General features: G+C 55.0%; 12 protein-coding genes. All 12 read left to right on the top strand.

All coding sequences use genetic code 11. From position 1 onward, the window contains the following. Positions 1 to 74 precede the first annotated feature (74 nt). The 12 genes from uxaC to ABWV47_RS06485 all read left to right on the top strand — a co-directional run bounded on the left by uxaC (position 75) and on the right by ABWV47_RS06485 (position 12,891). Entirely contained in the window at positions 75 to 1,490 is a 1,416-nt protein-coding gene (uxaC, locus tag ABWV47_RS06540) for a glucuronate isomerase (RefSeq protein WP_353309850.1), read from the top strand. An 820-nt stretch (positions 1,491 to 2,310) separates the two neighbouring features. Continuing rightward, on the top strand, positions 2,311 to 3,396 hold the full coding sequence (locus tag ABWV47_RS06535; protein ID WP_353309847.1) for a polysaccharide biosynthesis/export family protein: 1,086 nt from the start codon (positions 2,311 to 2,313) through the stop codon (positions 3,394 to 3,396). A 5-nt stretch (positions 3,397 to 3,401) separates the two neighbouring features. Beyond that, complete coding sequence (locus ABWV47_RS06530) at positions 3,402 to 4,145, top strand: IspD/TarI family cytidylyltransferase (protein ID WP_353309844.1); 744 nt, start codon at positions 3,402 to 3,404, stop codon at positions 4,143 to 4,145. Then, the gene (locus tag ABWV47_RS06525; RefSeq protein WP_353309842.1) at positions 4,138 to 4,842 is read left to right on the top strand and encodes an SDR family NAD(P)-dependent oxidoreductase; all 705 of its coding nucleotides are present in this window, start codon (positions 4,138 to 4,140) and stop codon (positions 4,840 to 4,842) included. Before ABWV47_RS06530 ends, ABWV47_RS06525 begins: the two co-directional genes overlap by 8 nt. Positions 4,843 to 4,846: 4 nt before the next feature. Further along, positions 4,847 to 6,124: a CDP-glycerol glycerophosphotransferase family protein gene (locus tag ABWV47_RS06520; RefSeq protein ID WP_353309839.1), complete on the top strand. Its 1,278-nt coding sequence runs from the start codon at positions 4,847 to 4,849 to the stop codon at positions 6,122 to 6,124. A gap of 191 nt (positions 6,125 to 6,315) precedes the next feature. After that, positions 6,316 to 7,503 (top strand): KpsE/RkpR family capsule polysaccharide export protein, encoded by a 1,188-nt coding sequence (locus tag ABWV47_RS06515; protein WP_353309837.1) that lies wholly within the window; start codon positions 6,316 to 6,318, stop codon positions 7,501 to 7,503. Between the two features lie 10 nt (positions 7,504 to 7,513). Further along, on the top strand, positions 7,514 to 8,281 hold the full coding sequence (locus ABWV47_RS06510) for an ABC transporter permease (RefSeq protein WP_353309835.1): 768 nt from the start codon (positions 7,514 to 7,516) through the stop codon (positions 8,279 to 8,281). A gap of 2 nt (positions 8,282 to 8,283) precedes the next feature. Continuing rightward, complete coding sequence (locus ABWV47_RS06505; RefSeq protein ID WP_353309833.1) at positions 8,284 to 8,934, top strand: ABC transporter ATP-binding protein; 651 nt, start codon at positions 8,284 to 8,286, stop codon at positions 8,932 to 8,934. Beyond that, positions 8,931 to 9,779, top strand: a complete 849-nt coding sequence (locus ABWV47_RS06500) for an endonuclease/exonuclease/phosphatase family protein (RefSeq protein WP_353309831.1) — start codon at positions 8,931 to 8,933, stop codon at positions 9,777 to 9,779. Before ABWV47_RS06505 ends, ABWV47_RS06500 begins: the two co-directional genes overlap by 4 nt. Positions 9,780 to 9,923: 144 nt before the next feature. Continuing rightward, a complete protein-coding gene (locus ABWV47_RS06495; RefSeq protein WP_353309828.1) occupies positions 9,924 to 10,697 on the top strand; it encodes a DeoR/GlpR family DNA-binding transcription regulator in 774 nt (257 codons plus the stop codon). Positions 10,698 to 10,807: 110 nt separating this feature from the next. Beyond that, positions 10,808 to 11,395 carry a TRAP transporter small permease gene (locus ABWV47_RS06490; protein ID WP_353309826.1) on the top strand — a complete coding sequence of 196 codons (588 nt, stop codon included), beginning with the start codon at positions 10,808 to 10,810 and terminating at the stop codon, positions 11,393 to 11,395. After that, complete coding sequence (locus ABWV47_RS06485) at positions 11,395 to 12,891, top strand: TRAP transporter large permease (RefSeq protein WP_353309824.1); 1,497 nt, start codon at positions 11,395 to 11,397, stop codon at positions 12,889 to 12,891. The genes ABWV47_RS06490 and ABWV47_RS06485 overlap by 1 nt, the downstream gene beginning before the upstream one ends. The last annotated feature ends 22 nt before the right edge of the window (positions 12,892 to 12,913 follow it).

Below are 12,913 nucleotides of genomic sequence, written 5' to 3'. Positions count from 1 at the left end.
GGCTTGGTATTGGCCGCTTTGCGTCTGTGGGGGCTTTCGGGTCGCCGCCGCCAGAATGAGAGAGTTTTTTTATTATGACCCAAGGTTTGCAAAGCCTAACTGGCCACACATCCCCGATCTTGATGCTGTCAGACGCAGCACAGGATATCTATGATGGTGTGCGCGACCTGCCGATCATTTCTCCGCACGGGCATTGCGCCCCAAGTTGGTTTGCGGAAAACACGCCGTTTGCGGACCCAGTCGAGCTTCTGATCCTTCCGGACAACCGTGTGCTTCGTATGCTGTTTAGCCAAGGCGTTGGATTGGAAGAACTGGGCGTTGGCGTGCCAGCTGATCAGCGCAATTCGCGTGAAATATTCCGGATCTTTGCCAAACATTTTCACAAATTCCGCGGCACGCCTACGGACATGTGGATGGCGGCCACTTTGGCACGGGTTTTTGGGATCACTGCGACGTTAAATGCTGAAAACGCAGACACCATTTACGACAAAATCGATGCGGAACTGAAATCTGCCAGAATGCGCCCGCAAGCGTTGATGGAGGCCTTCAACATTGAAGTGCTGGCCACCACCGACGATGCGTTGGACGATCTCGCGCATCACAAGGTTGCGCGCAAGCAAAAGCTGCGTGGAAAGATGATCCCGACATTCCAGCCGGATTCCGTTCTGGACCCGAAACATCCGGACTTCAAAACGGACATCGTGAAGCTTGCTGAAGTGACTGGGCAAGACACTGGCAGTTTTGAGGGTTACCTCGAAGCGCTTCTGGCACGTCGGGCGTATTTTATGGCCAATGGAGCCACATCTACGGACCATTCGGTTCAGGAACTGGTGACCTGTTACTTAACCGAGAAACGTGCAGCGACGCTTTACGCCAAAGCGTTGGACGGGAAGATCACCCCCAAAGAGGCGCAGAGTTTTTACGGTCACATGCTGATTGAAATGGCGCAGATGTCTGCCGAAGATGGTCTGGTTATGCAGATCCATGCAGGTGTGCGCCGCAACAGCAACAAAGAGATGTTTGACAAGTTTGGCGCAGGTATTTGTGGCGACATTCCGATTGCCACCAACTGGGTGGACGGCATGGATGCGCTGCTGAACCGTGTTGGCAATTCCAAAGATATGAACATTCTTGTCTACGCGCTGGATGAGGCGGCTTATGCCCGCGAGCTGGCACCGATGGCGGGACATTGGCCTGCTTTGCGCTTGGGCGCACCATGGTGGTTCCATGACAGCGCCAACGGCAATGCTAGGTATCTGGATCGGGTTGTGGAAACCGCCGGGTATTGGAACCTGGTTGGGTTTTCCGATGACACCTGCGCGTTGATGTCGATCCCAGCGCGGCACGACATGTGGCGACGCGGCGTGAGCATTCATCTCGCGGAGCAGCGCAAGCGTGGCATTTTGGGCCGCACAGATGTCGATGAGATCGCCAAGTTACTCTGTCGAGACCTTGCGATTGACGCCTACAAGCTAGGCTCTGTTGTTTGACTTAAAGGCCGCCCAATGGGCGGCCTTTTTAGTTGCTGGCGCACCTTAGCCCTTCAACCTTATGTGCCGGCAACGGCGGCGCAGTTGAGCAGAGGGTCAAGGTGGCACGCCGCAGTGCCCCGCAAAACTCTGCGTATATTGGCCCAAGCCCTCCTTTATGCGGTTTCAATACAGTCTGGATCGATTCTTTGGGGATGCATCGCGCGCGCCGCAGAGCATTTGTCGTTTCTGTCTTGTAGAATTTTCAGATGAGACGTTGGGATTTTCGGCTAAGTTTAATTAAAAGTCGAAACAACCCGGTTACCTTACGGTCATAATTTCGGATCGCTTACGCTCCGATGTTTCGGGGTCTCACAACCATTGTGCCAGCGTTTGAGTTCGGCTTCTCTCAGACGGATTGTCGTCTAATCCATTTAAAAATATACAGAAATTACCAGATATTGCGATTGGATGCAGGTGTGGTTGCCTAAGAGAGCCGTGCTTTGAGCCTCCGGTCCTGCCGCCAAAGGCAGGGGCGTGTACGGGTCGATTGTTTAGACTTTGTTTGCAATTTGGACCGGCGGTTGCCCGTCAAAAATCAAGCCCGGATTTCATTATCGGATCGGTAACCACTTTCACGAATAGATGCTTTCGAGGCGACCAAGAACTGGCGCCATGACCGTCGCTGTACAGAAGTGCATGGGCGGCACTGGAAGAATTCCTTTGGCTTTGGCGGCATCAGACCGCTGGGGCGTGAGACAGAAAGTTGATGACCTGAATGGTTGTGAGATCGAAACAGACAAGATCCCGGATTGCCCGCGCTGCTGCAGTGGGCATTGCCATGGTAGGGTTAGCAGGATGCTCAACTCTACCGGGGCAGGGACCGGGAAAGGCGACGATTGCGGTCACCCATGAGGTCGCAAACCAAGAGAATGTGGAGCGCGACTTTGCCATGGTGCCGGTGACAACGGATACGATTGATAAAATCGGTGGCCCGCAGAAAGTTGGCTTCGCAGGCAGTCTTGCGTCGCGTAGCAGCTCTACCGCAGGGACCAGTATTCGCGTTGGTGATCGGCTGACGGTTCGGGTTTGGGAAAGCTCCCCTGAAGGGTTGTTTTCGACCAGCGATCAGAAATCCTCTGCAATCCCGGTGATTGTCAGCAACGACGGCAACATCAACATCCCCTATGTGGGCGATCTGGAAGTGCTTGGCATGACCGTGGATCAGGTCCGCGAGCACATCGCCGAAGGATTGCGCGGCAAAGCGGTTGATCCAGAAGTTTCCGTGATCCTCGAGAAAAATGGCGCGCAAAGCGTCACTGTGGTGGGCGATGCGCGCTCCCCAGGTCAGTTTGACATCCCCGCAAGCGGTCTGCGGCTGCTGGACGCAGTTGCCATCGCCAAAGGTGCGTCACAAGCCACACATGATATGGAAATCAGCCTGATGCGCGGCACATCAACGGCCAAGGCGCGTTTGGATGAGGTGATTTCCAACGCAAGTGCCAACGTCTGGCTGCAACCGCGTGATACCGTGCAGTTGTTGCACAACCCCCGTACGTTCTCGGCGTTTGGGGCGGTGAAAAAACCCTCCCAGCAACCTTTCCAGACGGAACGTGTCACGCTGGCTGAAGCCATCAGCAAAGTGGGTGGCTTGCAGGACAATCTGGCAGATGACAGCGGCGTGTTCCTGTTCCGGTTTGAGACCGCAGCGCGGGTGCAGAGCACCGGAGCAAAGATGCCCAAGAAAACCTACGCGATGGGTGTGCCGACCATCTACTGGCTCGATCTGACCACCCCAGAGTCGATCTTCATGACGCAGGCTTTCACCATGCGAGACAAAGACGTGCTGTTTGTTGCAAACGCGCCGTCCACCGATCTCGCCAAATTCACGGCACTCGTGCTGGCAACCCTTGCAATAGCGAGCTGATAAGAATGAGTTTACATCGACTTACACGCCCCATCCCCGAACCTCAGGTGTCTTTCCTGTTGTTGTCCGGAGGAGTTGGGTCGCGGTCTCAACACCATGAGCCCAAACAGTTTTACAAGTTGGCCGGCCACCCGATGATTGCCCATTCCATCATTGCGGCTGTGCGCACCCCCCATGTCGCCGAGGTGATCGTCAATGCCCCTGAGGGCTTTGAGGAGCGGACTCGCGAAATCATGGAGGCCTACTGCGCCGGGCTGCCGTTTAAGATCCTGCCTGCGGGCACAACACGCCAGGAAAGTTGTGAAATTTTGCTGGATGCCGCAGAGAAAGACGTCGTGGTGCTGCATGAAGCAGCCCGTCCATTTGTCAGCGTCGATATGCTGACAGATCTCATTACGAGTGAGGCGGAAAATGCAGGGTATTGCCACGCAATTGCGTTTTCGATGTGCAAAATCGACACCGACACCCGCATGGTTCGCTCCGGCGTGTCACGCGAGAAGGTGTTTGACATCCAGCTGCCGCAAAAATTCGGCCGCGCCACTTTGCAAACCGCGCACGCCACGGCGCGCAAAAAAGGCAAAGTCTACAACGAAGACTCGGTGATGGTGGTCAAAATGACCGGGCGGCCTGTGCTGTCTTTGGAAGGATCAAGCCGCAACCGAAAAGTGACCACTCCAGAAGATTTTATCATCGCTGAAGGCATGATGAAGGATTTCCACAGCAAAGGGAAAGTGACGACCTATGACTAAAACTGTACTGATTAGTGGTGCCTCTAAAGGCATCGGCCTGGCGACTGCACGCCGTTTCGCACGGGGCATGGATGAAGTGAATTGCATCGTCATGGTGGCGCGCAAATCTGACGCGTTTGACAATGCGGTCACCGAAGTGCGCGCAATTTCCGGCAACCGTCAGGTGTTTCAGATCGAGGCAGACCTGTCCAAGCCTGAAGCTGTGAAAGAGGTGTTTGATGCGCTGGAGCGCGAGAACATTGCTGTGACCACTGTTGTGAACAATGCCGGGTACACCAAACCCGCGTCGATCAACGAAACCAAGATGTCCGACTTTGAGCAGACCATGCAAGTGAACGTGTATTCGCCGTTCCGCTTTGTTCAGGAAGCTTTGCTGCGTGACCATCCATTGGCCAAAGTGATCAACATTGCCTCCACTGCAGGTATCAATGGCCGCTCTGGTTGGATGTCTTACTCCACGTCCAAAGCTGCGGTGATCAACATGTCCGAAGTGATGCGCGACGAACTGGCGCCGTATGGCGTTGATGTTGTGTGCCTGTCTCCGGGCCGCTGCGCCACGGACCTGCGCAAGACGCTGGCACCTGATGAGGATCCAAGCACCATCATGCAGCCTGAGCAGGTTGCTGACGTGATCGCGATGATGCATTCGCCCACTGGCCGTATGCTGCTGAGCGAAAACTTGGTGGTGCGCACCTAAGACGATGCTGAATGTGCATGACACGGCAGAAGGATCGGCACCAGCTATGCCGGACGGGGTAGACCTAAACGTTTCTGAAGAACGCAGCGCAACCATTGCGCAGCGTGCCGCGGAAGCGGTTCCCGATCAGGCTGTCTATTTGGACAGCCCGGTCCTCTCCGCTGTCAACCAGATCCGCCCGTTCTTTGAGAGCGGGGCCTACGGCAAGACGGATACACCTTTGCTGCTGCGCCATCGGGCGATCATCCGCATGCAGCGGATGTTCACCCGGTTGCCTCGCGATTTGGACATTCGGCCCGTCAAAGGGGGGGGCTCTGCGCATTTTCCGTTGGAAAAAGGCGCGGTGCTGTTTTACCCGTTTAATTCGCAATCCAATTTGCAGACGGTGACCAATCGGGCGTTGCGCCACGTGTTGACGCTGCATGGGGAAAGCAACAAAGGCGCCTCGGTGCGTCCGGCTTCCCGGATGTATGACTATGTGTCGATTGCCGGACCTTTGGCGCGCGATCGCTATTTGCAGGCCGGCATCTTTACGTCTGCGGATGTGGACAACGGCCGTCTTGTGATGATGGGCGACACTTTTGTGCAATCTATGCCATGGATCAAACCGGCGCGTGTCACGGATGCCGCACCTGTGATCCTGTTTTCCCCCACATGGGAAGGGTACGGCGGAGATGCCGACAACTACAGTTCGGTGGTTGGGATGCGCGGATTTATGGCTGTGCTGAAAGCGGCACGTGTGTTGGATATGCACCGTGTTGTGGTCAAGCCGCATCCTTACCTTGGCATGCTGAAACCTGCGATGGTGCGCGAGTTTGTCTCTGGCATTCGCTTGCTGCGCCGCTCGGGGTTGCAGGTGTCCGTTGTGATGCGAAATGCCAGCTTGCAGCTTCGAATGGCATGTCGCACGCAGTTGAGTCGTCTGACGACCATCGAGGAAGACTGTGCAAACCCATTGGCGGTCGCGTTGGGGGTTTGTGACATTTCCGGCATGGAGGCTATTTTCCTCAAACAACGCATTCGACACATGGTGATGGCGCGCGAAGACGCGGTGCCTGAAGGCTTGGAAGCCATCTATGATCGCAAGTCGATCATGCCGCACCAAGATCCCGAAATCGCCTTACAGGATTACCTGGATGTGGCTGAGGATGTGGATGGGTTGCATCGCGACAAGGTGTTTGGCTGGGTCAACCCTGAGCTGGAAGGCATGTCTGCCTCAGCTGCGCGAAGATGGTTGATCGACTATGTGCGCCGCGACCCGTTTTGGAGCAGGCCAACCTAAAACTGAATTTTTCACGCCAGCGGATCGAAATTCGCGGCGGTGCTGACACTTCGTAAACTTTTACGAATTAAGTCTGAAGCCAACGCCATAGGGCCCGCGATTTGATGGGCATGGCGGACCGCGTCTTAAGAATGAGAGGCGGGACACACACAAAGCTGGAGCCGTGTCAGAAGACGCGGGAAAGGTCACTTATGGCAGAAGTCAAAGCATTGAAAGCGGTTGAGACGAGCGAAGGTCCAACCGGTGTGATGCAAGAGCCCCCAAAAACATCGCCGCTGCGGCAAACGCGTTGGGGTTTGATTTTTTCCTTCCTCTTCTTGTTTGTGACGCCTGTGGCACTGGGCGGGGCCTATTTTGGCATCATCGCCTCTGATCGCTACGCCGCGGGAGCAAGTTTTGTCATCCGGGGCCTCGAAGGTGGTGGGGCGCCAGATTTCGTAACCTCCTTCACCGGTTTGTCGCCAAGCGGCAGCACAACATCAGACAGCTACGTTGTGCGCAATTTTCTTGAGAGCGCGGATTTGTTGCGTCATTTGGATGCTGAATTGGATCTGCGCGGGCACTACTCACAGGAGTTTGTCGACCCCATTGCACGATTTCGGCCAGACAACACTTTTGAACAGATGGTGGAATACTGGCAGTGGCGGATCAACACGACCTATGACAGCACCACCGGGATTGTGACGTTTGAGGTGCAGGCCTTTGATCCCGATACAGCAGAACGGTTGGCGCAATTGGCGCTGGCGGCTGCGGACCGGTTGGTGAATGAGCTTTCAGAAACCGCCCGTCGGGATTCCGTGCAATTTGCCGCGAAAGAGGTGGAGCGGGCTGAAGAGCGGGTGCGCAAAGTGCGGCTTGAACTGGTGGATTTCCGTGCTGAACGTGGAGCTGTAGACCCGATGGTCAATGCACAGTTGGACGCACAATTGATGTCGTCACTGGACACCAAATTGGTAGACATCAATGCCCGGATTGAAGCGCTGTCAGGTTCTGTGGATGCAGATTCTCCGATGCTGGTACAATTGAACCGCCAAGCAGACGCGCTTAAGCAACAGATTGCACAACGGCGCGCGTTGATTGGCACAAACGGCAATAGTCAAACCAACACCGCCGAGGCCTTGGCCGCCTATGAAGGCCTTCTGATCGAACAAAATTTTGCACAGCAAAGCTACGCATCAGCCATGGTTTCCCTCGAAACCGCGCGCATGGATGCCGATCGCCAGCAACGCTATTTGGGTGTGTTTGCCCGACCGTTTAAGCCCAACGAGCCGGCCTATCCGGTGCGGTTGCGCGATTTCCTTTTGGTGGTTGTGGCCGGGTTTGCCTTATGGGCGATATCGACGCTGATTGGTTTTGCTGTACGCGATCATATGCGCTGAGGTAGGGGCAATGTTTTACTCGATCTGGTTGCAAATTCGGGTGGTTGCGGCGCTGACGTTGCGCGAAACCCGCATGACCTTTGGCACGTCACACTCTGGGTATTTCTGGGCGATTTTTCAGCCGATTTTCTCCGTGTCTTTTATGGTGACCCTGTTCTACCTGATTGGTCGGCAGTCGCCGTTTGGCACCTCGCTTGCATTGTTTTTTGCCACCGCTGTGTTGACGTTGGATCTGTATAACAAGCTCTCAGTGTCGCTGATGCGGGCGTTCACATCGAACAAGTCGCTGCTGAGCTATCCGATGATCAAAGAGCCGGACACGCTGTTTGCCCGCCTGTCGCTGATTGCCTGTACGTTCTTGGTGATCAACACCATTTTTTACAGTGGATTGATGGTGGTGGGGCTGGCGCATTTCCCGGCACATCCCGAGATGCTGATCTATGCGTTTTTGACCACCTGTTTGCTGGGGTTCGGTGTGGGGGCGATCAACGCGATCCTGTATCAGAAAAACCAAGCGTGGCAGCATGTTGAAAAGATCTTTGCGCGCCCGTTGTTTTTCCTGTCCGGCGTGTTTTACATCCCGAGTTCGATGCCGCCGGAAGCCGTGGCCGTGCTGAAGTGGAACCCCATTCTCCACATTGTGGAATGGACGCGCGAAGGGTTTTACTCCAACTACCGCAGCGATGTGCTCAACATCGCCTATCCCTTAGGGTTGGCCGCCGGGTTGGTGATCATTGCGATGTTTGTAGAACGCATCACCCGCAAGCAAAGGGTCTGAGCATGATTGCCTTTGAAAACCTGACCAAAATCTACAACGTCAAAGGGGTGAAAAAAGTCATTCTGGATGACGCGTCCTATCGGTTTGCGGATCGACAGAACGTTGCATTGATGGGGCACAACGGGGCGGGTAAGTCCACGATGATGCGCATGATTGCCGGGATTGAGCTTCCGACCTCTGGCCGCGTGCGGCGCACCGAAAAAGTCAGTTGGCCGATGGGGTTTGCACGCGGTTTCAACGGCTTGATGACCGGTGTGGAGAACGTGCGCTTTGTGTCACGTGTGTATGGCTGCAACACCGATCATGTTCTCGAACAGGTGCAGGAATTTGCGGAGCTGGGCAAATCGCTCAACCTGCCCATTGAAACCTATTCGAGCGGAATGAAGGCGCGGCTTGCGTTTGGCTTGTCGTTGGCGATCAGTTTTGAGTGCTACCTGATTGACGAGATCACAGCGGTTGGAGACCGACGGTTTAAGAAGAAGAGCGAGCAGGCGCTGAAAGACAAGATCAAGAACGCGCGGGTCGTGATGATTTCACATTCTGAAAAGACCATCAAAGACTACTGTGACGCGGGTGTGTTTGCCTATGGCAGCAAGCTTTATCACTATGATGACGTCAACGAGCTTCTGAAAGACTACCGGAAGTTCTGTTGAGGTTGCGGTGGCTGATCCTCTGTGTCGTGGTGATGTTGGTTGGGTTGGGGACCGTGCCCACAGGCCAAGCTGAACGACGTGCGCCGCAGTGCGGATCAGAGGCGGGGCTGCGGGTGATGACCTACAACATCCGCACCGGATTGGGAGTGCGCCATCCAGGCGCCAACCCGCGACATCACCTATTTGAATCACATGACATTGCGCCGGTTGCGGCCGCCATTGCGGCAGCGGACCCGGATGTTGTGGCGGTGCAGGAGGTGCTGGGGTGGGGGCAAGCGGCGCGGTTGGCGCGACGCTTGAATATGGACCATCACTTTGTCTTTCATCCAAGCCCGTTTCCTTGGTGGGGGACGGCGATCCTAAGCAAATGTGCCTTAAAGGATCGCACGCGTGTGGTGACCAGTCGTGGTGCCGGAAATGGCAAAGCCATGGCCGTGGCACGTGTCGATGTGCGCGGCACACCCATTGTCGTAAGCTCTGTACATCGTGACCGGGATGACAACAGCGGTGCGCAGGTCACACGGATTCTGGAGGCTTTGCCGACAGATGCGCCTGTGGTGCTGGCAGGGGATTTCAATTTTGAGCCCGATGATTCACGTCATGCGCGGGTGACGCAGCGGTTTGGCGATACGCTGGCGCGCGCGGCGCAAGGCGCGAACCTTGTGGAGGCACGGGGCACCTACCCGTCAGTGCCGTTTGGCAAACGCGGGCGTCGCATCGACTATATCTATGTCTCCGATGGCTTTGAGGTGCGCAGCGTTGCCGTGATCGAGGGGCTGCATGCACAGGCGTCTGACCATTTGGCCCTTGTGACCCATGTGCGTTGGAAAACGAAACAAAACTAGTGGTGGTTCGCACGTTTTTCGCAACGTGAGCCGCCAAAATGCTTCGAAGTCCCACCAATACGCGCGTTTTGTCCGGTGGGAAACCGGAAGAATGTTGAAAAATTTTCGTTTTCAGGTAGATTCGAAAAGAAATGGGAGGACCTAATGAGAGCACGTGCCAAAACGCGAGCCCGTCAGGAAGAGATTCTAAAGCTGCTGAAGCAAGCGGGACGAGCAATGGTGGAAGATCTGGCGGAGCGGCTGGACACCACGCCCCAAACCATCCGCAAAGATCTCACGGCGTTGGCTGATGACAATCAGATTATTCGATTTCACGGGGGCGCGACGCTCGCTTCCGGGACCGAATATGCAGGTTTTGATGTGCGCAAAGAAATCATGCGCGATGAGAAAGACGCCATTGGGGCCGCGGTTGCCGAGTTGATCCCAAACCACACCAATGTGATTTTGAATGGCGGCACCACAACCATGGCTGCGGCACGCCATTTGGCCCATCATGTTGGGTTGAATGTTGTTGTGGATTCCGTAAATATTGCCAATGTTTTAAGGGTTTTTCCGGGTGTTCAGGTCATCGTTCCTGCGGGCAGTGTACGTGGCGTGGATGGGGCCATCATGGGGGCTGCAACCGTTGATTTCATCCGCAAGTTTAGGGCTGATATTTCTGTTGTCGGGGCTGCAGCGATGGGCCGCGATGGGGACCTGGTCGACTATGATCTGGAAGAAAGTGCAGTGAGCTCCGCCATCATGCACAGCGCGCGTAACGTCATTTTGGCGCTGGACAGTTCTAAGTTTGGCAGCTTTGCCCCGGTGTCGTTTGGCGCGCTTAGGTACGTTGATACCTTGGTGACAGATCGACAGTTTGATCCCGCGATGAAGGCGCTCGCTCAGCGAGAGGATGTGGGGTTCATTGTGTCCGAATGAGTCAATTTGCTTGACGGGGTGGTTCGTTTTGTGACGTAATCGAAAAAAACGAAATCCATTTCGATACAAATTTGGGTTTTGTTGCGATATCTGGGGAGGATGTATCGCAAATGATGACGGTTTTACGGCCTTTGGCGTGGGTGAACACGCATGTTCTGCGGCTTGGCAGGCGCTTGGGCGCTGCGGCGCTGGCGTTGATGGTTGTCGTGATCTTGACGCAGGTGTTCTGTCGGTATGTCCTGAACAATGCACTGGCCTGGCCAGATGAAGCGGCGCGATTTCTGATGTTGTGGATGGTGGCTCTGATGGCCCCGTCTGCCATGCGTTGGGGTGGGTTTGTCGCAATCGACACACTGCCAAATACCTTGTCTCGCGTGCCGGGGCTGGCGCTCAATCTAGTGCTTTTGTGTATCTCGCTGGTGGTACTGCTGATTGCTGTACAGCATGGATACGGCCACACTTTTGGCTTTGGCGGTAAGTTTGACAGTTCCTCACTGCGCATTCCGTTGGAGTGGGTTGGAATGGAAGGTTTCAAAATCAAACTGCGGTTTATGTACGGGTCGCTGATGTTTTGTGTGGTGATGTTGATTGTCATCACTGTCGAGCTGATCCTGCGCACGATTTTGTCTTTGGTCAGTCCAGACACAGAGCAACCGGGCACTGATGAATTTGCGATGGCAATGGGGGCGGCTGACTGATGCTGGCATTTTTTCTTCCGCTCTTTTTGATCTTCCTAATGATCGGTTTGCCAGTGTTTTTTGCACTGCTTTTTGCGCCGGGGTTGCTTTTGTGGCTGAACGGTCAGGAGCGCGACATCGCGCTGTTGTATCGTAATGTTTACAACGGGATGGACAGTTTTCCTTTGATGGCGCTGCCATTTTTTGTGTTGGCCGGCGAGTTGATGAATCGCGGTGGGATCACCACGCGATTGGTCGAGTTTTCGCAAGCGCTTATGGGGCATCTGCGCGGCGGTTTGGCCCATGTGAATATCTTGTCCTCTATCCTATTCGCGGGCCTGTCAGGGTCAGCTGTGGCGGATACGTCGGCACTGGGATCAACCTTGATCCCGGCGATGGAAAAGAACGGGTATTCGCGCAAGTTTGCGGCTGCGATTACAGCGGCAAGTTCGGTGATTGGGCCGATCATTCCTCCATCTGGCATCATGATCATCTACGCCTATGTGATGGGCGAAAGTGTGGCGGCCTTGTTCCTAGCAGGGATTGTGCCCGGTGTTTTGGTCGGGGTTGGCCTTATGGTGATGGTGCGCTTGATGGCGGACAAATATGACCTGCCAAAGGCGGAACGCATCGTCACGCAAGGGCAAACGATCTCCAAAACCGAAGCCGCATTTAGCTTTGTGCTTTTGCGCATCAATTTTGCGGGCGTTCTGGTCGGCCTTTTTGCGGCAGTTTCCGCAATCTTGGGCGCCTATGATGTTGTTGTATCGGTGAATGGATGGTTGGCGTTCTTGGTGTTCCTGCCGATTGCGCATGTCAGCCTGCTGCGCATCCGTCGCACGGTAAGCCCGGACTTTCGGATCATTTGCAAAAAGGCTGTGGTGCCGTTGCAAACACCAATCATCATTCTGGGCGGCATTTTGGTGGGGGTATTTACCCCAACTGAGGCGTCGGCTGTGGCGGTGGGATATGCGTTGATTGTCGGGCTGTTCATCCTGCGCCTGCTGAAAGTGCGTGACTTGCCCGGTGTATTGATGCGTGCAGCGCTGGCGAGTTCCACTGTTTTGTTGCTGGTCGGGGCGGCGGTGGCCTTTAAGACCGTGGTCAGCCTGAGCCATGCGCCGGAAACAATGGCTGGGTTCATTTTGGGCCTGTCTGACAATCCGCTGATCCTGCTGTTTTTGATCAACCTCCTGCTGTTTGCAGTGGGGATGTTTCTGGATGCTGGTCCGGCGATCATCATTCTTGGCCCGATCTTGGGTCCGATATTTGTCGATCTCGGTGTGCACCCGGTGCACTTTGCGATCATCATGAGCGTCAACTTGACCGTGGGTCTGGCGACGCCACCGATGGGGCTGGTTCTGTTTGTGGCCAGCTCCGTTTCAGGAGAACGGGTGGAGACCATCGCGAAAGCGATCCTGCCGTTCTTATTGGTGGAGGTCTTCGTGATCTTCCTCATTACCTATGTGCCTGCCATATCCATGACGATCCCAAGACTCACAGGATTTGTGCAGTAACATCAAATGTTTGAACTTTAAT

Origin of the sequence: Shimia sp. NS0008-38b (genome assembly GCF_040370365.1) — a bacterium.
Taxonomy (GTDB): domain Bacteria; phylum Pseudomonadota; class Alphaproteobacteria; order Rhodobacterales; family Rhodobacteraceae; genus Shimia.
The sequence above is the reverse complement of the archived record's forward strand: the minus strand, read 5'-3'. Positions and strand labels throughout refer to the sequence as shown.

Bases quoted from the DNA above. Each gene is read 5' to 3' on its own strand.
- ABWV47_RS06490 (WP_353309826.1), top strand. From the start codon at position 10,808: ATGATGACGGTTTTACGGCCTTTGGCGTGGGTGAACACGCATGTTCTG.
- ABWV47_RS06535 (WP_353309847.1), top strand. From the start codon at position 2,311: ATGGTAGGGTTAGCAGGATGCTCAACTCTACCGGGGCAGGGACCGGGA.
- ABWV47_RS06515 (WP_353309837.1), top strand. From the start codon at position 6,316: ATGGCAGAAGTCAAAGCATTGAAAGCGGTTGAGACGAGCGAAGGTCCA.
- ABWV47_RS06485 (WP_353309824.1), top strand. From the start codon at position 11,395: ATGCTGGCATTTTTTCTTCCGCTCTTTTTGATCTTCCTAATGATCGGT.
- ABWV47_RS06510 (WP_353309835.1), top strand. From the start codon at position 7,514: ATGTTTTACTCGATCTGGTTGCAAATTCGGGTGGTTGCGGCGCTGACG.
- ABWV47_RS06530 (WP_353309844.1), top strand. From the start codon at position 3,402: ATGAGTTTACATCGACTTACACGCCCCATCCCCGAACCTCAGGTGTCT.
- ABWV47_RS06495 (WP_353309828.1), top strand. From the start codon at position 9,924: ATGAGAGCACGTGCCAAAACGCGAGCCCGTCAGGAAGAGATTCTAAAG.
- ABWV47_RS06505 (WP_353309833.1), top strand. From the start codon at position 8,284: ATGATTGCCTTTGAAAACCTGACCAAAATCTACAACGTCAAAGGGGTG.
- ABWV47_RS06525 (WP_353309842.1), top strand. From the start codon at position 4,138: ATGACTAAAACTGTACTGATTAGTGGTGCCTCTAAAGGCATCGGCCTG.
- ABWV47_RS06520 (WP_353309839.1), top strand. From the start codon at position 4,847: ATGCTGAATGTGCATGACACGGCAGAAGGATCGGCACCAGCTATGCCG.
- uxaC (WP_353309850.1), top strand. From the start codon at position 75: ATGACCCAAGGTTTGCAAAGCCTAACTGGCCACACATCCCCGATCTTG.